The sequence below is a fragment of the Actinomadura scrupuli genome, from assembly GCF_050971785.1.
Lineage (GTDB): Bacteria > Actinomycetota > Actinomycetes > Streptosporangiales > Streptosporangiaceae > Actinomadura_E > Actinomadura_E scrupuli.
In genome coordinates this window covers 1,398,951-1,423,521 of the sequence record NZ_JBPCCU010000002.1, presented here as the reverse complement: position 1 = coordinate 1,423,521, position 24,571 = coordinate 1,398,951, and the positions used below count along the sequence as shown (strand labels likewise).

Genomic DNA, 24,571 nt, shown 5'->3' with positions numbered 1-24,571 from the left:
CCTGGTCAACCCGCCGATGATCACTCGGCTTGCTCGGCCACGCCGACGGTCGCACTCCTGGCCGCATCCGGTCCGTCGGCGAGCAGAACGCGCAGCCCTTCCTCGTCCAGGACGGGGACTCCGAGCTTGACTGCCTTGTCATATTTCGAGCCGGGGTTCTCGCCGACGACCACGAAGCCCGTCTTCTTGGAGACCGAGCCGCTGACCTTGCCGCCGAGGTTCTGGACGGCCTCGGTGGCGGAGTCGCGGCTGTAGGTCTCCAGCGAGCCGGTGATGACGACGCTGACCCCTTCGAGCGGCCGCGGGCCGTCCACGCCCTCGTCGGCCATCCGGACACCGGCGGCCCGCCACTTGTCGATGATCTCGCGGTGCCAGTCGACGGTGAACCAGTCCCGCACCGAGGCGGCGATCGTCGGCCCGACCCCGTCGACCGCGGCCAGCTCCTCGACACCGGCGTTGGCGATGGCGTCCATGGACCGCAGCTCCCGGGCCAGATCCTGCGCGGCGCTGGGCCCGACGTGCCGGATCGACAAGGCCACCAGCACCCGCCACAGCGGCTGCTGCTTGGCCTTCTCCAGCTCCTCGAACAGTTTGTCGACGGTCTTCTTGGCCTCGCCGACCTTGTTGGCGAAGAACGTGACGACCTTCTGCTCACCCGTCTTGGGATCGATCTTGGGCAGGCCGGTGTCCGGGTCGCGCACCACGCTCTTGATCGGCAGTAGCTGCTCGACCGTGAGATGGAACAGGTCGCCCTCGTTCTTCACCGGCGGGTCGGCGGGCTCCAGCGGCTGCGTCAGCGCCGTCGCCGCGACGTAGCCCAGCACCTCGATGTCGAGCGCGCTGCGGCCCGCGACGAACGCGATCCGCTCCCGGAGCTGCGCCGGGCAGGAGCGGGCGTTGGGACAGCGGATGTCGGCGTCGCCCTCCTTCTGGTAGGCCAGCTCGGTGCCGCACTCGGGGCAGTGGGTGGGCATCACGAACTCGCGCTCGGTGCCGTCCCGCAGCGCGGTGACCGGGGCCACGATCTCCGGGATGACGTCGCCGGCCTTGCGCAGCACGACCGTGTCGCCGATGAGCACGCCCTTGCGCCTGACCTCACCGGCGTTGTGCAGGGTGGCCCGCTCCACCGTCGACCCGGCCACCCTGACCGGCGCCATCACGCCGTACGGCGTCACCCGGCCGGTGCGCCCCACGCCGACCTTGATGTCGAGCAGCTTGGTGTTGACCTCCTCCGGCGGGTACTTGAAGGCGATCGCCCAGCGTGGCGCCCGGCTGGTGGAGCCGAGCCTGCGCTGCACGGCGAGGTCGTCGACCTTGACGACCACGCCGTCGATCTCGTACACCAGCGGCCGGGGGGTGGAGCCCGGCACCGGGTCGGCGGGAAGCTCGCTGTGCCGGTGCTCGCCGTAGAAGGCGATGTACTTCCGCACCGCCGCCAGATCGTCCACCACCTGGTAGCGATCACTGACCGGCAGCCCCCAGCCGCGCATCAGCTCGTACACCCCCGCCTGGCTCCTGGGCGGCGCCCCGCCCTTCCAGGTGCCGAACCCGTGCACGAGCATGCTCAGCGGGCGCTGCGCGGTGATCCTGGGGTCCTTCTGCCGCAGCGAGCCGGCGGCGGCGTTGCGCGGGTTGGCGAACGGCTCCCGGCCGCCTTCGACCAGCCCCGCGTTGAGCTGCTCGAACGCCTCGACCGGCAGATACACCTCGCCCCGGACCTCCAGCAGGTCGGGGACGCCGTCGCCCTCCAGCCGGGTCGGGACGGCGGCGATGGTGCGGATGTTGTTGGTGACGTCCTCACCGGCCCGGCCGTCCCCGCGGGTGACCCCGCGCACCAGCCGGCCCTTCTCGTACAGCAGGGCGATCGCCAGGCCGTCGATCTTGAGCTCGCAGAGATAGCCGGCGACGGAGCCGGCCTCCTTCTCCACCCGGTCGCCCCAGGCGAGCAGCTCGTCCTCGTCCATCGCGTTGTCGAGGCTCTGCATGCGCTCGAGGTGGGCGACCGTCGCGAAGTCAGTGGTGATCGGCGCGCCGACCTTCTGGGTCGGGGAGTCGGGGGTGACGAGCTCGGGGTACCGCTCCTCCAGCTCCTGCAGCTCCCGCATCAGCCGGTCGTAGTCGGCGTCACTGAGCGTCGGGGTGTCGAGCACGTAGTAGCGGTAGTTGGCCTCGTCGATGTCCCGGCTCAGCTCGGCGTGGCGCTCTCTGGCAGCCGTCGGCGCGCTCTCGCTCACGTACGTTCCTCCCTTGCGACCTGCTGTTTCACCTATTCTCGCGCGGGCCACCGACACTTTGCGGGGGCGCCGCGCCCGTCAGTACCACCGTCGCCCGCACCGTCACTCCGGGCCTCACGCAAGCCTCACACGGGGCCTCACGCCGGCCTCACTCGGCGGCCTCATAAAGCATGCGGGCGGCCTCGCGGCAACGCGCCAGCGCGGCCCGGGCATAGCCGGGGGAGGCGCCGGCGAGACCGCACGCCGGGGTGAGGACCACCTGCTCGGGCAGCCGCTCCGGCCGGAAGCCCAGCCGGTTCCACATCTCGCGAACCGGGCGCACGGTCTCGGCCAGCGGGGCCTGCCCGGTGTCGGTACCCGGTACGACGCCCAGCAGCAGCCCGATCCCGTCCTCGATGGCCTCGCCGATGACATCGTCGTTCCGGGTCGGGATCAGGGCGACGTCCACCGAGATCGCCCTGGCCCCGGCGGACCGGATCAGGCCGTACGGCACGGCCCCCGCACAGCAGTGCACCAGCGGGTGGGCGTCGGCGGCGGTCAGCACCCGGCGCAGGCCCTCCTCCGCGTCCTGCGCCGCCACCGCGCGCAACCGGCTGAAGCCGCTGGCCGTCGGGATGTCGCCCGCCAGGACTCCGGGCAGCGCCGGCTCGTCCACCTGCAGCAGGATCCGGGCGCCGGGCACCCGCCGCCGTACGTCCGCGACATGGTCGCGCACCCCCTCCGCCAGGGAGTCGATCAAGTCGCGTACGGCGCCGGGATCGGCGAGCGTACGGTTGCCGTTGCGCAGCTCGATGGAGGAGGCCAGGGTCCACGGCCCGCAGATCTGGATCTTGAGGGGACCCTGGTGGCCGCCCGCCAGCTCCTCCAGGACATCGAGATCGCGGGCGAGGTGGTCGTACCCCCGCCGCATGTCCCGGCCGGGACGGTCGGCGAACCGCCAGCCGGACGGCTGGAGGTCGACGGCCAGGTCGACGAGCAGGCATGCCGCCCGCCCGGCCAGGTCGGCTCCGGGCCCCCGGGCCGGCAACTCCGGCAGGTAGGGCAGCTCGGGCACCTCGCCGAGCACGACCCGCAGAGTCTCCGCGGAATCCGTGCCGGGGTGGGAACCGACGCCGGTGGCGGTGGCGACGGGCCAGGGAAAGCTCTCGGGACTCATGGGATCTGACACCCTTCGCACTCTAGGGTGTAGCGCTATGATCCCCCGCTTCCGCAGGTCATGCCTGGTGCTCGGGTCGCTGGCCCTCACCGTGGCGCTGCCCGCCTGCTCGGCCGGGCGCACCGCGGCGTCGCCCCGCCCGGTCACCGTGCCCAGGCCTGACCTGTGCGCGGCGCTGGACCGCAAGATCGTCGCCGCCGCCCTGCTGGGGAAGGTGAAGGGCTGCGAGCCGGGCGATGGCGCGGACTACCACGCCGTCCGCTTCACCGGCGACGCCGTGGTGCGCCGGCACGTGACCCCGGCCACCCTGATCGTGGCCTACACGGCGCGCTACGAGGCCAAGACCGGCCTGGACCGCTGGGCCGCCCTCGAGCAGCCGCAGCCCGGCAGGGTGCGGATGATCGGGGTCGGTGACCTGGCGGTCTTCGCGGCCGGCGCCGCGCCGTCACCCCAGCTGGCGGCGCTCCGCAAGGACCTGATCCTCACCGTCGCGCTGGAGACGGGAAAGGAGGCCGTCCCGCAGGACAAGCTGCCCGACCACCTGCTGGAGGTGGCCAGGGCCGCCCTCGACGCGCTCCCACGCTAGGCGGCCCGTGGCCGCGGCGGGTCCGGCCCGTCAGGCCCGGTCGGGCCGTCAGCCGATCAGCGCCGCCATCTCGTCCAGCCTCTTCAGGGCCGCGGCCTCCGGCTCGGTCGGGAGACCGAAGAGGATCTCGTCCACCCCGATCTCGGCCAGCCGGGTCACCACGTCGGGCCTGGGCGGCGCCATGTAGATCGTCACCGGAATGTGCTCCCGGCCCCGCTCCGCGCCCCGCCGCCGCAGCTCCGCGATCTGGGCGCCCAGCTCCGCCACGTCACGCTGGTAGACCGGCATCCAGCCGTCGCCGTAGTCCAGGACGCGGTCCAGCGCGACCGGGGCCGCGCCGCCGATCAGGATCGGCGGGTGCGGCCGCTGGACCGGCTTGGGCCAGGAGTACATCGGGCCGAAGTCGACGAACTCCCCGTGGAACTCGGCCTCGTCCTTGGTCCAGATCTCCTTCATCGCCAGGACCCGCTCACGCAGCAGCCTGGTCCGGGTCCTGGGGTCGGTGCCGTGGTCGCGCATCTCCTCGCGGTTCCAGCCGGCCCCCACGCCCAGCACGGCGCGGCCGCCGGATACCAGGTCGAGGCTGGCGACCTCCTTGGCGAGCACGATCGGGTCGCGCTGGATCACCAGGGCGATGCCGGTGCCGAGCGTCAGCCGCTCGGTCACCGCGGCGACGACGGAGAGCGTGACGAGGGGGTCGAGCGTGCGGTAGTAGATCCGCGGCAGCTCACCACCGGCCGGGTAGGGGGTCTCCCTGCTCACGGGGATGTGCGTGTGCTCGGCCAGGTAGAGCGACTGCAGGCCGCGTTCCTCCAGCGCCCGGCCCAGCGGGGCCGGGGCGATGCCCTCGTCGGTCACGAACGTGGCGACGCCGTATCTCATGAGAAACCTCCCCCTCGTCGGCCCCTCGAGTATTCCAGGGCGCCGTGCCGGAGCACCGGGGTGGGGTGATCAGGCGGGCACCCGGTCGGCCACGGCGATGGTCGCCGAGCCCAGCACGACGTCCCCGTCGTAGAGGACGGCCGCCTGTCCTCTGGCCACGCCCTGGGCGGGCCGGTGCAGCCGGATCCGCAGCCGGTCGCCGTCCGGCTCGGCGGTGCAGTCGTGCACCTCCCCGTGAGCCCGCAGCTGCACCTGGCAGCCGAAGGGGCCCGGCGGCGGGGTGGCGGTGAGCCAGACGGGGCGCTCGGCCACGATCTGCGCCACGTCGAGCGCCTCCCGGGGGCCGACGGTGACCGTGTTGCTCACCGGCGAGATGTCCAGCACGTAGCGGGGCCTGCCGTCGGCCGCCGGGTGCCCGATCCGCAGGCCCTTGCGCTGGCCGACGGTGTAGGCGTAGGCGCCGTCGTGCTCGCCGACGACCTCGCCGTCACTGTCGACGATCTTCCCGGGGGCGGTGCCGAGGCGCTGGGCGAGAAAGCCCCGGGTGTCCCCGTCGGAGATGAAGCACACGTCATGGCTGTCGGGCTTGTCGGCCACCTGGAGGCCACGCCGCTCCGCCTCGCGGCGGATCTCGGCCTTGGCGGTGTCGCCGAGCGGGAACATCGCGTGCGCGAGCTGCTCCCGGGTGCACACCGCGAGGACGTACGACTGGTCCTTGCCGGCGTCGGCGCCCCGGCGCAGCACGCCGTCCTCGAGCCGGGCGTAGTGGCCGGTGCAGACGGCGTCGAATCCCAGCGCCAGGGCCTTGTCCAGCAGCGCCTGGAACTTGATCTTCTCGTTGCAGCGCAGACAGGGGTTCGGCGTCCGCCCGGCGGCGTACTCCTGGACGAAGTCCTGGACGACGTCCCGGTCGAACCGCTCGGCCAGATCCCAGACGTAGAAGGGGATCCCGATCACGTCCGCCGCCCGGCGGGCGTCCCGCGAGTCCTCGAGCGTGCAGCAGCCGCGGGCGCCCGAGCGATACGACTGGGGGTTGCTGGACAGGGCCATGTGGACGCCGGTGACATCGTGACCGGCCTCGACGGCCCGGGCAGCGGCCACGGCGGAGTCGACACCGCCCGACATGGCGGCGAGTACGCGCAGAGTCATAACCCCCCAAGGCTACGCGGCCGCGCGAGTCGAAATCGAAATGAGGGCCCCGGTCGCGCCGACATCACCGCGTCCCGGAACGGAACGTCGGTGTTGGCTGGAAAGATAGGAGGATGGGAATCTTCCGCCGCCCTCGCGACATGCCATCCCCGCCGTCCCCGGCGATCGCCGAGTTCTGGGCCTGGTGGGACCAGGCACAGCCCCGCATCGAGGCCGCCCTCACCAGCGGCGGCCAGCAGGACTTCGCCACCGAGCTGGTCGAGGAGCTGTCCCTGCGGGTCCACAAGATCCATTCTGGTCTGCAGTGGGAGATCGGCACCGGCCAGGACGACACGCCGACCCTGACCCTGACCGGCGGCGGCGTCGCCGAGCTGCGCGGGCTCGCGGAGCGCTGGCTGCGGAGCGCTCCGGCCGGCTCCGGCTGGGAGTTCCGGGCCGCCCGGCAGGCCGATCCGGAGATGCTCGGCCAGAAGCTGCAGCTCGCCGACCACGAGTTCGACCTCGGCTACGTACGCCTCGGCATGCGGGCCGACGCGGGGCGGGCCCGGATCCACATCACGGTCTTCCATCCGGACTTCCTCTTCGTCCCGGAGGAGGCGCAGCTCCAGGTCGCCTACCACGTGCTGGACTGGGCGCTGGGCGAGGACGACGTGGCACGCTGGGTCGGCGAGGTCAAGATCGCGACCGACCAGCCCACGGACGCGCTGCCCCCGGGCATGCTGTCCGCCGTGGTGGAGCAGATCTCCGAGCCGTTCCGCGAGCCCGCGTGGCTGAGCGGTGAGGGCCGCACCCCCCGCGGCCACCCGGCCCGGCTGGGCGTGCGTTTCCCGCTGCACCGGCAGGACTACCCGCTGTGCGACCTGCACGTCGAGGTCTCGGTGCCGTACGCCCACAGCAACCCGGACCGGCTGCCGGTCGAGCCGTCCGCGTCGGCCCTGCGCAAGTTCGAGAAGCGCCTGAGCGCGCTCGGTGATCGCGCGGTCCTGGTGGTACGGCAGACCGGCGACGGCCTCCAGGTCTTCCATCTCTACGCCGACCCGGACTCCGGCGTGGTCGCGGAGCTGGACCAGCTCACGGCCGGGTGGTCGGAGGGTCGCGCCAAGGTGGCCTCCGCCCCCGACCCCGGCTGGCGGGCACTAGCGCCCTACCAGCCCTAACCGCGAGGGGCGCGGCGGTGTCTGGACTGAGGAGCGCGCGCAGCGACGAAGGAGCGAGCACGCGACGAGGGAAGACACCGCCCAAAAAGCGCCCCGAGCCGCCGAGCGCAGCGAGGCCATTGAACGCGCTCAGGTCAGGCCGGCGCGCCGGGCGCGTTCCACCACCGGGCCGATGGCCTCGGCCAGTGCCTCCACGTCGGCCGCGACGGAGGTGTGGCCCAGCGTGAAGCGGAGCGAGCCGCGGGCCCGCGCGGAGTCCGCGCCCATGGCGAGCAGCACGTGACTCGGCTGGGAGACCCCGGCCGAGCAGGCCGACCCGGTGGAGCAGGCGATCCCGCGTGCGTCGAGCAGCATGAGCAGCGCGTCACCCTCGCAGCCGGGGAACGAGAAGTGCGCGTTGCCCGGCAGCCGGTCGACGGGGTCTCCGTTGAGGATCGCGTCGGGGACGGCCGCCCGGACCCGGCCGATCAGGTCGTCGCGCAGCACCGCCAGGTCGCGGGCGTGGGCGGCCCGGTCCACGCCGGCGGTGACCTGGACGGCCGCCGCCAGCCCGGCGATCGCCGGGGCGTCGAGGGTGCCGGACCGCACGTCGCGCTCCTGGCCGCCGCCGTGCAGCACCGGGACGGGGGCGACGCCCTTGGTGAGCAGGAGCGCGGCCACCCCCATCGGCCCGCCTATCTTGTGACCGCTGACGGACAGCGCGTCCGCGCCGGAGGCCGCGAAGTCCACCTCGAGGGCGCCGGCCGCCTGGACCGCATCGGTGTGGAAGGGGATGCCGTGCTCGCGGGCGACGGCGGCCAGCTCGGTGACCGGCTGCACCGTGCCCACCTCGTTGTTGGCCCACATGACGGTGATCAGCGCCACGTCGTCCCCGATCATGTCGCGGACGGTCTCCGGGCGTACCCGGCCCAGCTCGTCCACTGGGATCCAGTCGATCCGCGCGCCCTCGTGGTCGGCCAGCCACTGCACCGCGTCCATCACGGCGTGGTGCTCGATGGCGCTGGCCAGCACCCGGGTCCGTCCTGGATCGGCCGCTCGGCGGGCCCAGAAGATGCCCTTGACCGCGAGGTTGTCGGCCTCGGTGCCGCTTCCGGTGAAGACCACTTCGCTGGGGCGGGCGTGGAAGGCCTCCGCGATGATCTCGCGGGACTCCTCGACCACCCGCCGGGCACGACGGCCGGGGGCGTGCAGTGAGGACGCGTTGCCGACCCGGCCGAGCTCGGCCGTCATCGCCTCGATCGCCTCGGGCAGCATCGGGGTGGTCGCCGCGTGGTCGAGATAGGTCACCATGGCGCCCACAGCTTATCCAGGCGGCGCCGCGGTCGTTCGCCCGGCTTGATCAGTGTACCGTCCGGACGGTATAGTATAGGAATCATGAAACGCGAAGCCCTTCTCGACGCCGCGGAGTGCGTGCTCTTCGAGCACGGCACCCAGGCCCTGACCCTCGCCGCGGTGGCGGAGCGGGCCGGCGTCAGCAAGGGCGGGCTCCTCTACCACTTCCCCACCAAGGAAGCCCTGATCAAGGGCCTGGTCGCCCGGGTCATCGAGGAGTTCGACGCACTGGTCGACTCCTATGACGACGGCACTCCCGGCTCCTACAGCCGGGCCTACGTCGAGGCGACGTTCGCGATCATGACCGACGCCGAGGCCACGCGCACCCGGCGCCGCTGGACGGTGATCACGGCCGCCGCGGCCGATCCCGCGCTGATAGCGCCGCTGCGCGAGGCCATGGCCCGCTGGCACCGGCGCGATCCCGGCGAGGCCGTGGATCCGGTCTCCGGGATGGTCGTACGGCTCGCCGCGGAAGGCCTGTGGGAAGTGGCCGTCCACGATCCGGAGCTCTACGACCCGGAGCAGTACGCCGCGCTCCGACGACGGATGCTCGACCTGCTGAAGTCGTAACGGCACGGCCTCCGGGCCCGGATCGGACAGTGCGTCACCTCGGGAACATTCGCGCCCTTCCCGCTCTTCTATCTCCCTGGCGACCTGTGGTCACGCCCTGAACTCCGATCACTCCTGCTCATCCCTCCCCCTGAACTCCACCACGACTCCTGAAAGGAGCCGCGCAATGCTGCGCCGCCGCGCCCTCACGGGCGCTCTGTCCTCCCCGTTCTCCCGGGCCAGGCTGGGGACCTTCCTCACCTTCGCCCTGGGAGGTCTGCTGTGCGGGGTCTGGGTGGCCCGGATGCCGGCGCTGAGCGCCAAGTTCGGCATCGGGGCCGGCGAGATCGGTGTGGTGCTGCTCACCTGGGGAGTCGCCGCGGTCGTCGCCATGCAGGGCCTGCGCGGGGTCATCGCGCGGACCGACAGCCGCACGGTGCTGCGCATCGCGGCCCCGCTGGCCGCCATTACGGCGGCGCTGATGGCACTGGCCCCCACCTATGTTCTGCTGCTCGTCGCGGTCGGGCTGTTCGGCATGGCCTTCGGCGTGATGGACGTCTCGGTGAACGCCCAGGGCAGCGTCGTGGAGCGCGCCTACGGCCGGCCGCTGATGAGCGGCATGCACGCCGGCTGGTGCGCCGGGGCGATGTCCGGTGGCCTGCTCGGCGTGCTCACCGCCGCGGCCGGCCTCTCGTTCACCCCCGCCCTGCTCATCGCCGCTCTGATCGCGCTGCCCGCCACGCTGGCGATCGGCCGGACCTATCTCGCCGAGCCGCCCGCGCTCACGGTCGTCACCGGGCGGGGCCGGCGCGGCCGGCTGCCGATGGCGGTCTACCTGATCGGGACGCTCGCGTTCCTGGCGTTCATGGCCGAGGGGGCGATCGCCGACTGGAGCGGGCTCATGCTGCACGACGAGCTGGGCAGCACCGAGGCCGTCGCGGCACTCGGCTACCCGCTGTTCGAAGCCGCCATGCTCTGCGGGCGGCTCGTCGGGGACCGGCTGCGCAGCCGGCTCGGCACCCGGCGGCTGCTGGGCCTGGCGGGTCTGGGGACGGCGGGCGCGATGAGCGTCGTGCTGCTCGCCCCGTCGACGCCGGTGGCCCTGGCCGGGTTCTTCCTGACCGGGGCGATGGTCTGCACGGTGGTGCCCACCATGATCTCGCTGGCCGGGACGGTGGCGCCGGGACGGTCGGCGGCCTCGGTCGCCCAGGTCGGCGCCATGGGCTACGGCGGGCTGCTGCTCGGCCCGGTGGTCATCGGCTTCATCTCCGAGGCGACGTCCCTGCGGGCCGGGCTGGGCCTGGTGCTCGTCCTGGCCCTGCTGATCGCGGCCGCCACCCGGTTCCTGCCGATCAGCGCGGAGACCGACGTGGCCGTGACCCCGGAGACCGCGCGGCTGCCCGAGCGGGACCTGATCGCCGCCTGACGGGCCGGGCGCGCCTCGCCTGACCCGTCGCCGACGGTGCCGTGGCGGGCTCCGCAGGCCGCGAACGGCAACGCCCCGGTGACACGCGCACGCGTCACCGGGGCGTTCTCGCGGAACCCGCTACTTACGCTTGTTGATCTCTTCGGTGAGCGCGGGGGCCACCTGGAACAGGTCGCCCACCACGCCGAAGTCGACCAGCTCGAAGATGGGCGCCTCGGCGTCCTTGTTGATCGCAATGATCGTCTTCGAGGTCTGCATGCCGGCCCGGTGCTGGATGGCCCCGGAGATGCCGACCGCGATGTAGAGCTGCGGCGATACCGTCTTGCCGGTCTGCCCGACCTGGAACTGGTGCGGGTACCAGCCGGCGTCGGTCGCGGCGCGGGACGCGCCGACGGCCGCGCCGAGCGAGTCGGCGAGCCCTTCAATGATCTTGAAGTTCTCGGCGTTGCCCACACCGCGGCCACCGGAGACGACGATGGCCGCCTCGGTGAGCTCCGGGCGCTCGCCCTTCTCCTGGACGACCTTCTCGACGATCCGCGCGGCCTTGGCGGCGTCCGACAGCGTGACGCTCACCTGCTCCTCGACCGGAGACGAGGGGGCGGCCTCGGGCGCGGTCGAGTTCGGCCGCACCGCGATGATCGGCGTACCGACCTTCACCTTGGAGTGCACGACCGTCGAGCCGCCGAAGATGGACTGCTCGGCGACGAAACCGTCCTCCACCCCGACGGCGTCCGTGATCACGCCAGAGTCGATCTTGATGGAGAGACGACCGGCGATCTCCTTGCCCTCGGCCGTGGCCGGCACGAAGACCGCGGCGGCGGACTTCTCGGTCACCAGCTGGGCCAGCAGTTCGGCCTTCGGTGCCACGACGTAGGAGGTCAGCTCCTCGTCGGCGGCGACGTAGACCTTGGCGGCGCCGTACTCGGCCAGCTTGTCCTTGGCGTTCTCATAGCCCGGACCGATCCACACCGCGGCCGCGTCACCGTGGCGGCGGGCGAGCGTCAGCAGCTCGAACGTGACCTTCTTGACCTCACCGTCGAGGTGGTCGACGAGGACGAGAATCTCAGCCATTTTCCTGCCCTCCCTCAGACGAACTTCTTCGAGGCGAGGAATTCGGCGGCCTTGGCGGCGCCGTCTCCCTCATCGGTCACGATCTGTCCCTTGGCACGCGGCGGGGCCTCGGCGAAGTCCACGACCTCGGTCCAGGCGGCCGCCAGGCCGACCTTCGACGGGTCGATCTCGGCGTCCGCGAGGGACGGCGAGTCGACCGGCTTCTTCTTGGCCGCCATGATCCCCTTGAAGGAGGGGTAGCGGGGCTCGTTGATCTTCTCGACGACGCTCACGACCGCCGGCAGGCTCGCCTCGACCTTGTCGTAGCCGTAGTCGGTCTGCCGCTGGATCCGGATGGTCGAGCCGTCGATCTCGACCTTGTTCGCCAGCGTGACCTGGGCGACGCCGAGCCGCTCGGCCAGCATCGCGGCGAGCAGCCCCGTGCGGGCGTCGGTCGACTCCGAACCCAGGATGACCAGGTCGAACCCGGTCCGGCCGAGCACCTGCTGGATCGCGTAGGACGTCTGCCAGGCATCGGAGCCGTGCAGCGCGTCATCGCTCAGGTGCACCGCCTTGTCCGCGCCCATCGAAAGGGCCTTGCGGATCGTGTCGGTCGCCGCGCCGGGACCCATGGTGAGGATGGTGACCTCACCGCCGTGGGCCTCCTTGATACGCAGCCCCTCTTCGACCGCGTACTCGCACAGCTCGTTCATGAGACCGTCCGCGGCCTCGCGATCGAGCGTGCTGTCACTCGACTTCAACTTTCGCTCGGTCGCCGTGTCGGGGACCTGCTTCACGCAGACGACGATGTTCATGGCCGGTGGCCGACCTCCCTGCATTCAGTGGGCCGCCCTGCTGCGCGGCCAAGGGCGCGCCGCCTCGTGACCGGGGCGGCGCAGAGCTGATGCGTCACAGCCTGCCAAAGACCCGAACCGGTTTCGGTGCCGGGTCCCCGATAGCACGCCGTACGCTGATGTTACCGATCGGTAGCCTAAGTGCAAAACCCAGGCTTCCGCAGACGGTACCCGTATATGCGCGGTCAACCATCACTCCGGACACGGTCACGTCCGGGCGGTGGCCGCGTCGGCTCGGCCCGCTCACGAGCCGTTGCTGCCCAGCTCGTCGATGCCCTCGTGGATCGTGTCGCGCAGGCGGTCGAACGCGGCGTAGGGGTCGTCCAGCGGGACCCAGTGCGGAACGTCCAGCCAGGCGACCAGCAGGACCACGAAGGTGGCGGCCGCGGCCGCCAGCCCGACGGCGGTCATGGTGCGCCGGTCCTGGGCCGTGGCCGACAGCAGCCGGACCAGCTGGCGGCGCGGGCCCATCATCCCCGGCCCCGCCATGATCACGTACGCCCAGGCCGCCAGCCCGAACGAGGCCACGGTCTCGTCGGAGACGCTCTCCGCGCCGGACTCGGCCAGCACCAGCAGGACCAGCATCACCAGCCCGCCGGCCACCGCGGCGTACAGCAGTGACAGTGCCGTCTGCACCGCCGAGCGCGCCATGCTGCCCGGCCACCGGAGGGGCCCCAGCAGCAGATCGTTGGCGCCGCGTACCGGGACCCGCCGGGAGCGTACGGCCGCGTCACCCGAGCGCAGGTACCAGGCGGCCAGCACCGCCACGAAACCGCCCAGCACGGGCAGCTCCGCGGTCACCCCCGTGGCCGCGAAGACCAGCAGATAGGCGACCAGCTTGTACCAGCCGAGATCGATCTGGTCGGCGCCCACCGGGTAGGGCGTCATCGGGCTCGCCGGCGACGGGCCGACCGGGCTCATCGGCACCGGGGTCAGCGGTGGCATCCCCACTGCCGTCCGGGGCATGGGCGGCGGCGTCGGGGTCCGCGCGCCCAGCACGGTCGGCGGCACGGCCGGTGCCGGCTCGCCCGTCTGTAGGTTGCGCAGCCAGCCCGTCAGCTGGGCCGCGGTGGGACGTTCGGCCGGGTCGCGGGCCAGCGCCACCTGCAGGCCGCCGCCGATCTCCGGTGGCACGTCGGTCAGGTCGGCCCGCCCACGTACCACCCGCCCCACGATCGCCTCCAGGGAGCCGCTGCCGAACGGCGAGCGCCCGGTGGCCGCGAAGGCCACCGTGGCCGCCCAGGCGTAGATGTCGACCGCCGGGCCCGGGACCCCGCCGTCGAGGACCTCGGGGGCGAGATAGCCGGGAGTCCCGATGACCATGCCCGCCTGGGTGAGCCGGGTGGAGTCCGCGGCGTGCGCGATGCCGAAGTCGATGACCACCGGCTCACCGTTGACGAGCATGACGTTGTTCGGCTTGAGGTCGCGGTGCACGACCCCGGCGGCGTGGATGGCGATGAGCGCCTCGGCCAGCCCCGCCGCCACCTGCACCAGCAGCCGGCCGGTCAGCGGGCCGGTGGCGCGCACGGTGTCGTCCAGGGCGTGACCGGCCACGTACTGCGTGACGATGTAGGGCCGGGCGCCGTTCAGGTCGGCGTCGATGACCTGGGCGACGTACCGGCTCCGGATCCGCCGCATGGTCTCGACCTCGCGCAGCAGCCGGCGGCGGAACGCCGAGTCCTCGGCGATCTCCGGGCGGAGCACCTTGACCGCGACCTCGTGACCGGCGTCGTCCACCCCGCGGTAGACGACGCCCATCCCGCCCTGCCCCAGTTTCGAGAGCAGGCGGTACGGACCGATCCTCTCCTCCGGGGTCTCCTCGATGGGCATCTTGGGGGGCCTCGCTTCGGGAACTACGGGACGTCAGTCGCCAATGCCGATCCAGCTCTGGATGTCGCTCTTCAAGCCGTTGAGGGTCTTGCTGTCACCGCTGAAGCCCAGCGGCTGCAGATCGGGCGTCTTGCCGGCCGACAGGCCGAACAGCACGACCGCGAACACCGCGAGGCTGAGCATGATGATGGCCGCGGGCTCGGGACGCGGCAGGAACGTCGCCCACATCCGGGCCATCTGCCGGCGCGGCGCCCCACTGCCGGGGCCGAGGAAGTGCAGGGCGATGACGGCCATCGACCCGTACGTGGCCGCCCGCACGACGGTCATGTCCGGGTAGACCACCATCAGCACCAGGACCAGCACCACCCCGGCGAACAGCCCCACCGGGGTCACCAGCAACGTCGTCATCAGGGCGCGCGGCAGCGCCAGTGGCGACTTCAGCACCGCGCCGAAGACGTCGCCGCCGCTCTTGCCCCGGCGGGTGCGCTTGGACTCCAGGCTCTTGGCGGCCCGGTCTCCCGCCCGCAGCACCAGGACCGCCACGACCACGAACATCAGGGTCAGGGTGGGCAGGATCGCCGCGAACCCCAGCACGCAGGCCAGCGCCGCGAGACTGCACAGCCGGTAGAGCCCGTACGGCTTGCGGCGCTCCGGCTGTGGCTGCCGGCCGGGCCCGGCCCCGGCGGGCGACGGGTCGGGCTGGTGCCGGGCGGCGCCGCGCCGTGGCTGCTGCGGCTGGTTGTACGGCGGGTACGGCTGCTGCTGCGGCGGCGGACCCTGGGCGTACGGCGGCGGCTGGGCCGGCTGTGCCTGGGCCTGCTGAGCCGTCCGCTGGCGCCTGGGCTGCGGAGCCGGCGCGGGGGGCGGGGCGGGCGGCGGCGCCGCGGGCGGCAGCAGGCCCTTGAAGTCCTTGGGCTGCTGCAACGGCCGCTGCGGCGGCGGAGTCCGGGCGGGCTCGGGAGGCGGCGGGGTGAACACCTGAAAGGGTGCGTCCACCCTGGTCTGGTCGGTCATCGTGGCGTCCAGGTCGATCCGGCGCGCCAGCTGCACCAGGGTGACGGCGGTCGGCCGCTCCGCGGGATGGTGCGCCATCGCTCCGCGGATCAGCGGCAGCATCGCCTCGGGCACGCCGTCGAGGTCGGGCGTGCCCTGCATGATCTTGTAGAAGATCGACTCGAATGTGCCGGAGCCGAACGGCGGCCGCCCGGTGGCGGCGTAGACCAGGGTGGCGGCCCAGGAGTGCACGTCGGCGGGGGCGCCGGCGTCCTCGCCCTCGATGATCTCGGGGGCGAGATATCCCGGCGTGCCGATGACCAGGCCGGTCGCCGTGAGCCGGGTGGCGTCCATGCCCTGGGCGATCCCGAAGTCGATCAGGACCGGCTCACCGTCGAGGATCATGACGTTGCCGGGCTTGAGGTCACGGTGGATGACCCCGGCGCCGTGGATGGCGGCCAGCGCCGAGGCGAGGCCGGTGGCCAGCCGCTGCAGCGGGCGGCCGCTCATGGGCCCGCCCTCGAAGACCGCCTCCTCCAGCGTGCGGCCCGGCACGTACTGCGTCACGATGTACGGCCGCTCCGCCGTCACGTCGGCGTCGAGGATCTCGGCGACGTGCGGGCTGTGCACCCGCCGCATGGTGTCGACCTCGCGGGCCAGCCGGCGCAGCGCGGTCGCGTCCCCCGCCACCTGCGGCCGGAGGACCTTGATGGCGACCTTGCGCCCCTGCTGATCGGTCGCCAGATGCACGACCCCCATGCCGCCTTCCCCGAGAATCTCGAGCAGGCGGTAGTGGCCGATGCGGTCCCCAGACGTGTTGACCCCCTTCATCGCACGCAACCCTACCCATGCCTTAGGGGCTTAGCGTGACCTAACCGACATCCTGCCCGGGGCCTCATCCGGCCGCGACCGGTGCTGGATCTCCGCACCAGTGCCGGAGGCCGTTGGCGAACCACTGGGCCGGCGGACGGGTCTCGGGATCGCGTCGCAGCGCGAGCCGCAGCAGCGAGGCGAGCGGCTCGGAGATCCCCTCCAGGTCGGCGGACCCGAGCAGGATGCGGAAGCACACCGAGTGCAGCGAGCCGGTCCCGAAGGGCGGCCGGCCGGAGGCGGCATAGGCCAGGGTGGCGGCCCAGGAGAAGACGTCGGCGGCCGGACCCACCGGCTCGCCCTCGATCAGCTCGGGGGCGAGATACGCCGGGGTACCGATCAGCATCCCCGGCCGGGTGGCGTGCGCGGCGGCCACGTCGTGCGCGATGCCGAAGTCGATGATGAGCGGCGAGCCGCCGAGCACCATGACGTTGCCGGGGGCCAGGTCGCGGTGCACGACCCCGGCCTCGTGGACGGCCGCCGTCCCCTCGGCGAACTGCAGGGCGAAGCGCAGCAACGGCGCGCCGCGCAGCGGGCCGTACGAGGCGATGAGGTCGGCCAGCGTCGTGCCCGGCGCGTACTGCGTCACCGCGTACGGCCGCTCGCCGCGCACGTCGCCGTCGATCAGGCGGGCGACGTAGGGGCTGCGCACCTTGCCCTGCGCGACCATCTCCCTGGCCAGCCGGCGGCGGGCGTCCGGATCGGAGGAGTACTCGGGGCGCAGCTCCTTCAGCGCGACCGTGCGTCCCTGGCCGTCCACCGCGCAGTGGACCACCGCCGTGGTGCCCCCGCCGATCCGCTCCACCAGGCGGTACTCCCCCAGTCTTTCCATGCTCTCTTGGACGCCACGAAGTGGAGGAAGGTTCCGGCTCGCCTCATCCGGGTTCGCGGACGCGCCTCTTGGCGATCATGGTGACCTCGGCGATGTAGGGATCCCGGGCGGTGGTCCATCGCCAGGTGAGGACGCCGGTGGCCGCCCCCGTGACGAGGAAGAAGCCGATCGGGAACTTCAGCGACCGGCCGCCGAGCGCCGTGGGGTCGTCCGGGTCGTAGCGGATGTTCACCGTCGAGCCGATACCGCTCTTCACCCCCGGCAGCGGCCCGGAGTAGGTCCGGCCGGCCACGATCCAGGTCCCGTAGCACGTCGTGCTGTGACCGACACGGGCCCGGGTGGTGTGACAGTGCTGGATGCGGGCGGTACCGTCCGCGTTCGCCCGCAGCTCCGCCCAGGCCGCCTGCGTCAGCAGACCGGCGGCGGCCACGGTGAGCAGGGCCGTCAGGTAGGCATAGGCGCCGGTGCCACCGAGCCGCCGGTCACCCGCCAGCTCTTCGGGTCCGACCAGGTCCGACCGCCATTTCGCCAGCGCGTCGCCGGCCCAGCCGTTGCGGAGGCTGACCAGCACGAGCAGCGCGGCACCGCCGGACAGCAGGAGCGCCGCGGCCTTGACCAGATCGAGCCGGTCGTGATCCCGGGCGACCAGCAGGCCCAGCAGCACGGCGGTGCTCACCGCGTAGCCGGTCAGCAGACGCCGTCCGCTGGAGTATCTCCGCAGCACCTTGGCCGCGGCCGCCCGCTTGGCCTCCGAGGTCGTCATGCGCCGAGGATGCCAGGGAGATGGCGATATGTCGCCGGGAGCCGGCGAGGTGACCGCCGGCTCCCGGAGAGCTCCGCGGGCGGCTACGCCTGGCGCGCGGCCTGCCGTGCGCGGCGGGCCTCCCGGCGCTCCTCGAACTTCTTGGCGGCGGCGTCCAGCCCGTCCATGAACTCGCTGAGCTCCTGCCGCGCCTTCTCGCCCTCGTCGCTCAGGCCCTCGAGCTCGAACACGCCCCACTGCCGCAGGATCGGCGCGAGCACGTCGTCGTGGTGCTGCCGCAGGTCGTAGATGCCGGCGTTGGCGATGCTGACCGACTTGCGCAGGAAGTTGTCGATCGTGTAGCCGGGCATCTGGAAGTTCTTCACCACGTCGGTGCAGGCGCGCATGCACTCGTTCGGGCTGATCTGGAAGGCGGTGCCGATCACGTTGCGGTAGAAGAGCATGTGCAGGTTCTCGTCGGCCGCCACCCGGGCCATCATCTGCTCGCACAGCGGGTCGCCGGAGGCCTTGCCGGTGTTGCGGTGCGACACCCGGGTCGCCAGCTCCTGGAACGCGACGTAGGCGACGCCGTGCAGCAGGCTGTCCCCGTGGTCGGGCTCGTAGCCGCCCTGCATGTGCTTCATGCGAGCGCGCTCGAGGGTGTACGGGTCGATGGCGCGGGTGACGGTGAGGTAGTCCCGGATCACGATGCCGTGCCGGTTCTCCTCGGCCGTCCATCGGTTCACCCAGAAGCCCCAGGCGCCATCCTTGCCCATGATGCGGGCGATGGCCGCGTGGTAGCCGGGCAGGTTGTCCTCGGTCAGCAGGTTGACCAGCAGAGCGTCCCGGGACTCGGGCGCGACCTTGGAGTCCCCGGGCTCCCAGCCCTCGCCGTCCAGCACCCCCGCGTACGTCCGCCCCTGGCTGTAGGGCACGTACTCGTGCGGGAACCACTCCTTGGCCATCGTCAGATGACGGTTGACCTCTTTCTCGACGACCGGCTCCAGCTCCAGGAGCAGCTCTTTCTGGGTCTTCGGACCGGAAGTGAGAGGCATACCTGACCCTTCATTCAATGTCTGGCGAACAACTGTGCAGAGGTGCCCGCCGTCCCCGTCGGCGGCACACGGATCACGCCCTCTGAGTCAGAGTGCCCGATGAGCGGCGCGAGTGATAGTTGTGTTACATACAACTTACGCAAGCGTAGGTTGGAGCAGAGCGTCTTGACAAGCCTCCCGGACCGACCTGCGGGTCCGGCCGTGAGCCCTAGTGCGAGTCCGCCGCCTGCCGCCACATCCGCTTGACGGCCGAGCGCACCAGCGGGCGCGGGACCAGCTTCAACGCCGGCATGACCGCCTTGTAGCGCATCCCCGGAACGCACTGTGCCCGCCCGGCGCCGACCGCGTCGAGGCCCGCCCGGGCCACGTCGTCACGGCGCAGCCAGAGCAGGCCGGCCGCCGTGTCCTCGTCCGTGCGGGTGAAGCCCGGGCACAGCGCGGTCACGGTCACCCCGGCGTCGCGCACCTCGGCGTGCAGGCTCTCGCTGAACGACGCCACGAAGGCCTTGGTGGCCCCATAGGTCGCGCTCCCCGGCGAGGGGGCGAACCCGGCGACCGAGGCCACGTTGAGCACCCCGCCGCGGCCCCGCTCGATCATGCCCGGAAGCGCCGCGTACGACAGCCGTACCAGCGCCGTGACGTTGAGGTCGATCTCCTTGAGCTGATCGTCCAGGGGGATCCCGGCGAACGCGCCGAAGGCACCGTATCCGGCGTTGTTCACCAGCAGGTCCACCGGCTCCGCGCGCAGCCGCTCCTCGACCCGGGCCAGTTGCGCAGGGTCGGTGAGATCGGCGGCCAGCACCTCGACGCCGACCTTGCGGGTGCCGCGCAGGTCGTCGGCGAGACCGTCGAGCAGTTCCTCGCGCCGGGCGACGAGCACCAGGTCACAGCCCCGGTCCGCGAGGGTCCGGGCCATGCTCTCCCCGATGCCACTGGAGGCACCGGTCACCAGGGCGCTTCGATACGTCTGCCGCATGGCGGCGATGCTATCGGCCGCGGCAAGGGCGTCAGCGGCCGATGAACTTCGCCTTGCCGGGCCCCTCCTCGAGGAAGCTCTTCATGCCCAGCTTCTGGTCCTCGGTGGCGAACAGGCCGGCGAAGTGCGCGCGCTCGGTCTCCAGGGCGTCCGCCAGCCCGGCCTCCAGCCCGGCGTCGATGGCCTGCTTGGCCGCGCGCAGCGCCAGGGCCGGGCCGCTCACGAAGCTCGCCGCCCACGCCATGGCGACGGTGTAGACGTCGGCGTCCGGGACGACCCTGTCGACCAGGCCGATCCGCTCCGCCTCGGCCGCGGTGAGATGGCGGCCGGAGAAGATGAGGTCCTTGGCCCGGGACGACCCGATGAGCCGGGTCAGCCGCTGGGTGCCGCCCGCGCCCGGGATGATGCCGAGCTGGATCTCCGGCTGGCCGACCTTGGCGCCCTCCCCCGCCACCCGGAAGTCCGCGGTGAGAGCGACCTCCAGCCCTCCGCCGAGGGCGTAGCCGGTGATGGCCGCGATGACCGGCTTGGGGATCGCCGCCAGCGCCGTGGTGAACTTCTGGAGCCGGGCCGAGTGCACGGACATCTCCTCGAAGGACATCTCCGCCATCTCCTTGATGTCCGCCCCGGCCGCGAAGACCCGCTCTCCGCCGTAGAGGATGACCGCCCGGACGTCGTCGTCACCGGTCACCTGCGCGGCGGCGGCCGTCAGCTCGTCCTGCATCCGGGCGTTGAGAGCGTTCAGCTTGGGCCGGTCCAGCCGGATGGTGGCGACACCGTCCTCGATCTCGACCCGTACGAACTCAGCCATGAACGTCTCCTCATCACCATGGAATGAGGCGAGCCTAGCGAGCCGCCCGGACGGATCGAAATCACCCGGAACAGCGGAGTGAGCCGGGTCGTCGGGGCCCGCTGGTAACTTCGGTCCCCTGAGCCGCACCGTCGTCCCGGGGGACCGCACCATGCTCGTCGCGCACGCCACCTGGCACGGTGGCGCGCTGTGCCTGTGGGCCGAGCGCTCCGGCCCGCCCGGCGCCGCGACGGCGGCCCGGCCCCGGCGCGCCGGCGGTGTCCCTCCCCATCCGTACGCCACCAACGACTTCGGCGCGTGCTCCTACGGCCCGCTGGTGCGCGACGCGGTGCGCATCGAGCTGACCATGTCGCTGCCGACCATGCTGCCGCCCAGCGGCCCGGCCCGTCCGCTGCCGTCGCCGGAGCTGGGCTCGGAGCCGTTCGAGGGCGAGCCGGAGCTGCGCCCGTGGCTGGTGCCCGCGCTGGCCCTGGAGCCGTTCCCCGCGATGGCACTGCTGCAGGCCGCCGAGGAGGCCGCCGACGTCGTGCCGGGCACCGACCTGCGCTTCCTGGGTCTGGTCGGCGCGGAGGCCCTGGACCTGGTCGAGCGGGGGCAGGTGCTGCCGGCGCTGCTGCGCGAGGACGGCGATCTCATCGCCCGCTGGCGCCCGGTGATGGACGACCCCAAGCGGTTCCGCACGCTCGCGCTGGCGATGCCGCCCGCCTGCCGGGCCGCCGACGGCGGGCAGCCCGCGGGCCAGGTGCTGCGGGAGGCGCTGGACGGGCTGGCCGACACCGCCGTGCGCGGTGTCGTGCCGCATCCGCTGCTGCCGGTGCGCAAGGGCCGGGTGCCGGACCGGCTCCCCCTGGCCGAGCGCTGGGTGGCGGCGCTGACCGGGCCCGACCCGGTGGTCGTCCGGGAGCCGGGCGACGATCCCGAGTCGCTGACCGCGGAGCTCGACGCCTGGGCCAGGGCCGCCCGGCGCCCGTCCGGGCCGCTGCGCGTCTGCTTCCGGTTGACCGAGCCGCGCGCCGTCCCGGACGCCGATCCGGCGCACGAGCCGCCGCCTCCCGGGGAGCCGTTCGAGGAGCCCGCGGGCGAGCCGCCGGAGGAGACCTGGCGGGTCGAGTTCGCACTGCAGGGCACCGAGGATCTCAGCCTGCTGGTCCCGGCCGCCTCGGTCTGGGCGGGCGAGGCCGCCTCGGTCGCCGGGGCGGAGGAGACCCTGCTGACCGGGCTGGGCCGTGCGCTGCGGTTGTTCCCGGACCTCGCGCCCGCACTGGACACCGCCGTGCCGTACGAGGTCGTGCTCGACACCGCGGGGGCCTTCCGGTTCCTGCGCCAGGCGGCGCCCATGCTGGCCGCGGCGGGCTTCGGGGTGCTGCTGCCGCAGTGGGCGGGCAAGGCCGCCCTGGGCCTGAAACTCACCACCCGCGCCGAGGACGAGCCCGATCCGGGCGCGGCCGTCTCCTCCGGGTTCGGCCTGGACTCCCTGGTGGAGTTCCGCTGGGACCTGGCGATCGGCGGCGACTCCATCGACGAGGAGGAGCTGGCCGAGCTGGCCCGGCTCAAGGCCCCGCTGGTACGGCTGCGCGGGCAGTGGGTGGAGCTCGACGACGAGCAGCTCGCAGCCGCCCTGGAGTTCATGCGGCACCCGCGGACCGGCCGGATGTCCGCCGCCGAGGCGATGCGGGCCACCCTGCACGCCGGAGACGAGTCCCTCCCGCTGCTGGCCGTCGACGCCGACGGCGCTCTCGGGGACCTGCTCTCCGGCGAGGCCGACCGCCGGCTGGAGGCCATGACCACCCCGGAGGGCATCGAGGCGGAGCTACGGCCGTACCAGGAACGCGGCCTGGCCTGGCTGACCTTCATGGACGGGCTCGGGCTCGGCGCCCTGCTCGCGGACGACATGGGCCTGGGCAAGACGATCACCGCGCTGGCACTGATGGTGCACGAGCGGGCCGCCGGCGACGATCCCGGCCCGACACTGGCCGTCCTGCCGATGTCCCTGGTGGGCAACTGGCAGCGGGAGACCGCCCGGTTCGCGCCGAAGCTGCGGGTCTACGTCCACCACGGCACGGGCCGGCACCGCGACGACGACCTGGTCGAGGCCGCCGGGCGGGCCGATCTCGTGCTGACCACGTACGGCACCGCGCTGCGGGACGCCGCGATGCTGCGGCGGATCCCATGGGCGCGGGTGCTGTGCGACGAGGCCCAGGCACTGAAGAACAGCGGCACCCGGCAGGCCAGGGCGGTGCGCTCCATCCCGGCGCGGAGCAGGCTCGCGCTGACCGGGACCCCGGTGGAGAACCACCTCACCGAGCTGTGGTCGATCATGGAGTTCGCCAATCCGGGGCTGCTCGGCCCGCGCCAGTCCTTCCGGGAGCGCTACGCGGTCCCCATCGAGGCACAGGGCGACGAGCGGGCCGCCGCGGCGCTCAAGCGCGCCACCCAGCCGTTCATCCTGCGGCGGCTGAAGACCGACAAGTCGATCATCGACGACCTGCCGGAGAAGCAGGAGATGAAGGTCTTCTGCAACCTGACCCCCGAGCAGGCCTCGCTCTACCAGGCCACCGTGGACGACATGCTGGCACGGATCGCCGAGAGCAAGGACGACACCGAGCGGCGCGGGCTGGTGCTGGGCACGATGGCCAAGCTCAAGCAGGTCTGCAACCACCCCGCGCACCTGCTCAAGGACGGCTCGCGGCTGCCGGGGCGGTCCGGCAAGCTCGAACGCCTGGAGGAGATCTGCGCGGAGATCCTCGACCAGGGCGAGAAGGCGCTGGTGTTCACCCAGTACGCCGAGTTCGGCTCGATGCTCCAGCCGTATCTCGAGAGCCGGCTGGACCGCCCGGTGCTCTGGCTGCACGGCGGCACCCCGAAGAAACGGCGCGACGAGCTCGTCCAGCACTTCCAGCGTGACACCGAGCCGTCGATCTTCCTGCTGTCGCTCAAGGCGGCGGGCACGGGCCTCACCCTGACCGCCGCCAACCATGTCATCCACGTCGACCGGTGGTGGAACCCCGCCGTCGAGGACCAGGCCACCGACCGGGCCTTCCGGATCGGCCAGACCAGGAACGTCCAGGTCCGCAAGTTCATCTGCGTCGGCACGATGGAGGAGCGGATCGACGAGATGATCGAGCGCAAGAAGGCCCTGGCGGAGTCGATCGTCGGCACCGGCGAAGGCTGGCTGACCGAGCTGTCGGTGGCGGAGCTGCGCGACGTGTTCCGGCTGGGCGCCGAGGCGGTGAGCGACTGATGCCGTTCTTCGAGCCGGCCAAGCCCATCCGGGTCGAGGGCGGGATCAAGGCCCGCACCAAGCGCGGCTCGATCGGCGCCGAGTGGTGGTCGCGGCGGTTCATCGACGTGGTGGAGTCCTTCGCCGACACCGGCCGGTTGCAGCGCGGCCGGGCGTACGCCAGGCAGGGGCAGGTGCTGGAGCTGAGCGTCCGGCCGTTCGAGGTGACCGCCAAGGTGCAGGGCTCGCGCGCCCAGCCGTACCGCGTCACCCTGGGCCTCGACGCGATCGGCGAGAGCGGCTGGGCGGACCTCGAGGCGGCGCTCGCCTCCCGGGCGGTGTTCCGGGCGCGGCTGCTGGCCGGGGAGATGCCGCCGGAGATCGAGGAGGTGTTCGGCGAGTTCGGCGTCCCGCTCTTCCCCGCATCGGCCGCCGACCTGCACCTGATGTGCAGCTGCCCCGACTGGGGCGATCCCTGCAAGCACGCCGCCGCCGCCCTCTACGTGCTGGCGGAGGCGTTCGACGACGATCCGTTCCTCATCCTGGCCTGGCACGGCCGCACCAAGGAGCAGCTCCTGACCGCCCTGCGCCGGCGGCCGATCGCGGCCCCGGATCCGCTCGCGGTCGAGGACGTCCCGCTCACGGCCGGGCATTTCTGGACCCCGGCGAGCGGCCTGGCGCGGCTCCGGGAACGGCCGCCGGCTCCGACGGCGCCGCCCGGCCTGCTGCTCCGGCTGGTCGAGCCGCCCGGCGTCAAGGTCCGCCGGCGAGACCTGGCGGACGTCCTCGCCCCGGCATTCGAGGCACTCGCGCAACACTCCAGGAGGCCTGAGGAGTAGTAGTCCTCGAGACAGCGAGGGCAAGGAG

General features: G+C 72.4%; 20 protein-coding genes. 6 read left to right on the top strand and 14 right to left on the bottom strand.

Annotation, left to right across the window (positions count from 1 at the left end; translation table 11 throughout):
- Positions 1-20: 20 nt before the first annotated feature.
- Both ligA and ACRYCC_RS14235 read right to left on the bottom strand, forming a co-directional pair.
- Entirely contained in the window at positions 21-2,234 is a 2,214-nt protein-coding gene (ligA, locus tag ACRYCC_RS14240) for an NAD-dependent DNA ligase LigA (RefSeq protein WP_433812067.1), read from the bottom strand.
- A 148-nt stretch (positions 2,235-2,382) separates the two neighbouring features.
- Entirely contained in the window at positions 2,383-3,390 is a 1,008-nt protein-coding gene (locus ACRYCC_RS14235) for a methionine synthase (RefSeq protein ID WP_433812192.1), read from the bottom strand.
- Positions 3,391-3,427: 37 nt separating this feature from the next.
- Between ACRYCC_RS14235 and ACRYCC_RS14230 the strand changes: the two genes are divergently transcribed.
- Positions 3,428-3,976: a hypothetical protein gene (locus tag ACRYCC_RS14230; RefSeq protein ID WP_433812065.1), complete on the top strand. Its 549-nt coding sequence runs from the start codon at positions 3,428-3,430 to the stop codon at positions 3,974-3,976.
- A gap of 48 nt (positions 3,977-4,024) precedes the next feature.
- Here the strand turns inward: ACRYCC_RS14230 and ACRYCC_RS14225 are convergent, their stop codons facing one another.
- Together ACRYCC_RS14225 and mnmA are read right to left on the bottom strand one after the other, a co-directional pair.
- Positions 4,025-4,858, bottom strand: coding sequence for an LLM class F420-dependent oxidoreductase (locus ACRYCC_RS14225; protein ID WP_433812063.1), 834 nt, complete (start codon positions 4,856-4,858; stop codon positions 4,025-4,027).
- Between the two features lie 69 nt (positions 4,859-4,927).
- Positions 4,928-6,007 carry a tRNA 2-thiouridine(34) synthase MnmA gene (mnmA, locus tag ACRYCC_RS14220; protein ID WP_433812061.1) on the bottom strand — a complete coding sequence of 360 codons (1,080 nt, stop codon included), beginning with the start codon at positions 6,005-6,007 and terminating at the stop codon, positions 4,928-4,930.
- A gap of 140 nt (positions 6,008-6,147) precedes the next feature.
- Here mnmA and ACRYCC_RS14215 point away from each other — a divergent pair, with 140 nt between their 5' ends.
- Positions 6,148-7,164, top strand: a complete 1,017-nt coding sequence (locus ACRYCC_RS14215) for a DUF695 domain-containing protein (RefSeq protein ID WP_433812059.1) — start codon at positions 6,148-6,150, stop codon at positions 7,162-7,164.
- A gap of 129 nt (positions 7,165-7,293) precedes the next feature.
- On the opposite strand, the gene ACRYCC_RS14210 is transcribed toward ACRYCC_RS14215, so the two are convergent.
- Positions 7,294-8,454, bottom strand: coding sequence for a cysteine desulfurase family protein (locus ACRYCC_RS14210; protein WP_433812190.1), 1,161 nt, complete (start codon positions 8,452-8,454; stop codon positions 7,294-7,296).
- 84 nt (positions 8,455-8,538) lie between these two features.
- Between ACRYCC_RS14210 and ACRYCC_RS14205 the strand changes: the two genes are divergently transcribed.
- Both ACRYCC_RS14205 and ACRYCC_RS14200 read left to right on the top strand, forming a co-directional pair.
- The gene (locus tag ACRYCC_RS14205) at positions 8,539-9,066 is read left to right on the top strand and encodes a TetR/AcrR family transcriptional regulator (protein WP_433812057.1); all 528 of its coding nucleotides are present in this window, start codon (positions 8,539-8,541) and stop codon (positions 9,064-9,066) included.
- Between the two features lie 166 nt (positions 9,067-9,232).
- Entirely contained in the window at positions 9,233-10,471 is a 1,239-nt protein-coding gene (locus ACRYCC_RS14200) for an MFS transporter (protein ID WP_433812055.1), read from the top strand.
- Between the two features lie 120 nt (positions 10,472-10,591).
- On the opposite strand, the gene ACRYCC_RS14195 is transcribed toward ACRYCC_RS14200, so the two are convergent.
- The 9 genes from ACRYCC_RS14195 to ACRYCC_RS14155 all read right to left on the bottom strand — a co-directional run bounded on the left by ACRYCC_RS14195 (position 10,592) and on the right by ACRYCC_RS14155 (position 20,484).
- Positions 10,592-11,542 carry an electron transfer flavoprotein subunit alpha/FixB family protein gene (locus tag ACRYCC_RS14195; protein ID WP_433812054.1) on the bottom strand — a complete coding sequence of 317 codons (951 nt, stop codon included), beginning with the start codon at positions 11,540-11,542 and terminating at the stop codon, positions 10,592-10,594.
- A gap of 14 nt (positions 11,543-11,556) precedes the next feature.
- Positions 11,557-12,336, bottom strand: a complete 780-nt coding sequence (locus ACRYCC_RS14190; RefSeq protein ID WP_433812052.1) for an electron transfer flavoprotein subunit beta/FixA family protein — start codon at positions 12,334-12,336, stop codon at positions 11,557-11,559.
- A gap of 282 nt (positions 12,337-12,618) precedes the next feature.
- Positions 12,619-14,205 carry a serine/threonine-protein kinase gene (locus ACRYCC_RS14185; protein WP_433812050.1) on the bottom strand — a complete coding sequence of 529 codons (1,587 nt, stop codon included), beginning with the start codon at positions 14,203-14,205 and terminating at the stop codon, positions 12,619-12,621.
- Between the two features lie 33 nt (positions 14,206-14,238).
- Positions 14,239-16,029, bottom strand: a complete 1,791-nt coding sequence (locus ACRYCC_RS14180; RefSeq protein WP_433812049.1) for a serine/threonine-protein kinase — start codon at positions 16,027-16,029, stop codon at positions 14,239-14,241.
- A 64-nt stretch (positions 16,030-16,093) separates the two neighbouring features.
- The gene (locus tag ACRYCC_RS14175) at positions 16,094-16,900 is read right to left on the bottom strand and encodes a serine/threonine-protein kinase (protein WP_433812047.1); all 807 of its coding nucleotides are present in this window, start codon (positions 16,898-16,900) and stop codon (positions 16,094-16,096) included.
- Positions 16,901-16,943: 43 nt separating this feature from the next.
- Positions 16,944-17,663 carry a hypothetical protein gene (locus ACRYCC_RS14170; protein WP_433812045.1) on the bottom strand — a complete coding sequence of 240 codons (720 nt, stop codon included), beginning with the start codon at positions 17,661-17,663 and terminating at the stop codon, positions 16,944-16,946.
- 83 nt (positions 17,664-17,746) lie between these two features.
- Positions 17,747-18,697, bottom strand: coding sequence for an acyl-ACP desaturase (locus ACRYCC_RS14165; RefSeq protein WP_433812043.1), 951 nt, complete (start codon positions 18,695-18,697; stop codon positions 17,747-17,749).
- Between the two features lie 208 nt (positions 18,698-18,905).
- The gene (locus tag ACRYCC_RS14160; protein WP_433812041.1) at positions 18,906-19,673 is read right to left on the bottom strand and encodes an SDR family NAD(P)-dependent oxidoreductase; all 768 of its coding nucleotides are present in this window, start codon (positions 19,671-19,673) and stop codon (positions 18,906-18,908) included.
- Positions 19,674-19,704: 31 nt separating this feature from the next.
- The gene (locus ACRYCC_RS14155; protein WP_433812039.1) at positions 19,705-20,484 is read right to left on the bottom strand and encodes an enoyl-CoA hydratase/isomerase family protein; all 780 of its coding nucleotides are present in this window, start codon (positions 20,482-20,484) and stop codon (positions 19,705-19,707) included.
- A 151-nt stretch (positions 20,485-20,635) separates the two neighbouring features.
- Here ACRYCC_RS14155 and ACRYCC_RS14150 point away from each other — a divergent pair, with 151 nt between their 5' ends.
- Both ACRYCC_RS14150 and ACRYCC_RS14145 read left to right on the top strand, forming a co-directional pair.
- Complete coding sequence (locus ACRYCC_RS14150; RefSeq protein ID WP_433812037.1) at positions 20,636-23,725, top strand: DEAD/DEAH box helicase; 3,090 nt, start codon at positions 20,636-20,638, stop codon at positions 23,723-23,725.
- Positions 23,725-24,543: an SWIM zinc finger family protein gene (locus tag ACRYCC_RS14145; protein ID WP_433812035.1), complete on the top strand. Its 819-nt coding sequence runs from the start codon at positions 23,725-23,727 to the stop codon at positions 24,541-24,543. Before ACRYCC_RS14150 ends, ACRYCC_RS14145 begins: the two co-directional genes overlap by 1 nt.
- The last annotated feature ends 28 nt before the right edge of the window (positions 24,544-24,571 follow it).

What these genes read in the sequence shown, in the direction of transcription:
- ACRYCC_RS14190 (WP_433812052.1), bottom strand. Translation starts at nt 12,336, where the DNA reads ATGAACATCGTCGTCTGCGTGAAGCAGGTCCCCGACACGGCGACCGAG.
- ACRYCC_RS14170 (WP_433812045.1), bottom strand. Translation starts at nt 17,663, where the DNA reads ATGACGACCTCGGAGGCCAAGCGGGCGGCCGCGGCCAAGGTGCTGCGG.
- ACRYCC_RS14195 (WP_433812054.1), bottom strand. Translation starts at nt 11,542, where the DNA reads ATGGCTGAGATTCTCGTCCTCGTCGACCACCTCGACGGTGAGGTCAAG.
- ACRYCC_RS14155 (WP_433812039.1), bottom strand. Translation starts at nt 20,484, where the DNA reads ATGGCTGAGTTCGTACGGGTCGAGATCGAGGACGGTGTCGCCACCATC.
- ACRYCC_RS14185 (WP_433812050.1), bottom strand. Translation starts at nt 14,205, where the DNA reads ATGCCCATCGAGGAGACCCCGGAGGAGAGGATCGGTCCGTACCGCCTG.
- ACRYCC_RS14165 (WP_433812043.1), bottom strand. Translation starts at nt 18,697, where the DNA reads ATGCCTCTCACTTCCGGTCCGAAGACCCAGAAAGAGCTGCTCCTGGAG.
- ACRYCC_RS14175 (WP_433812047.1), bottom strand. Translation starts at nt 16,900, where the DNA reads ATGGAAAGACTGGGGGAGTACCGCCTGGTGGAGCGGATCGGCGGGGGC.
- ACRYCC_RS14145 (WP_433812035.1), top strand. Translation starts at nt 23,725, where the DNA reads ATGCCGTTCTTCGAGCCGGCCAAGCCCATCCGGGTCGAGGGCGGGATC.
- ACRYCC_RS14200 (WP_433812055.1), top strand. Translation starts at nt 9,233, where the DNA reads ATGCTGCGCCGCCGCGCCCTCACGGGCGCTCTGTCCTCCCCGTTCTCC.
- ACRYCC_RS14180 (WP_433812049.1), bottom strand. Translation starts at nt 16,029, where the DNA reads ATGAAGGGGGTCAACACGTCTGGGGACCGCATCGGCCACTACCGCCTG.
- ACRYCC_RS14235 (WP_433812192.1), bottom strand. Translation starts at nt 3,390, where the DNA reads ATGAGTCCCGAGAGCTTTCCCTGGCCCGTCGCCACCGCCACCGGCGTC.
- ACRYCC_RS14160 (WP_433812041.1), bottom strand. Translation starts at nt 19,673, where the DNA reads ATGCGGCAGACGTATCGAAGCGCCCTGGTGACCGGTGCCTCCAGTGGC.
- ACRYCC_RS14225 (WP_433812063.1), bottom strand. Translation starts at nt 4,858, where the DNA reads ATGAGATACGGCGTCGCCACGTTCGTGACCGACGAGGGCATCGCCCCG.
- ACRYCC_RS14150 (WP_433812037.1), top strand. Translation starts at nt 20,636, where the DNA reads ATGCTCGTCGCGCACGCCACCTGGCACGGTGGCGCGCTGTGCCTGTGG.
- ACRYCC_RS14230 (WP_433812065.1), top strand. Translation starts at nt 3,428, where the DNA reads ATGATCCCCCGCTTCCGCAGGTCATGCCTGGTGCTCGGGTCGCTGGCC.
- mnmA (WP_433812061.1), bottom strand. Translation starts at nt 6,007, where the DNA reads ATGACTCTGCGCGTACTCGCCGCCATGTCGGGCGGTGTCGACTCCGCC.
- ACRYCC_RS14205 (WP_433812057.1), top strand. Translation starts at nt 8,539, where the DNA reads ATGAAACGCGAAGCCCTTCTCGACGCCGCGGAGTGCGTGCTCTTCGAG.
- ACRYCC_RS14215 (WP_433812059.1), top strand. Translation starts at nt 6,148, where the DNA reads ATGCCATCCCCGCCGTCCCCGGCGATCGCCGAGTTCTGGGCCTGGTGG.
- ACRYCC_RS14210 (WP_433812190.1), bottom strand. Translation starts at nt 8,454, where the DNA reads ATGGTGACCTATCTCGACCACGCGGCGACCACCCCGATGCTGCCCGAG.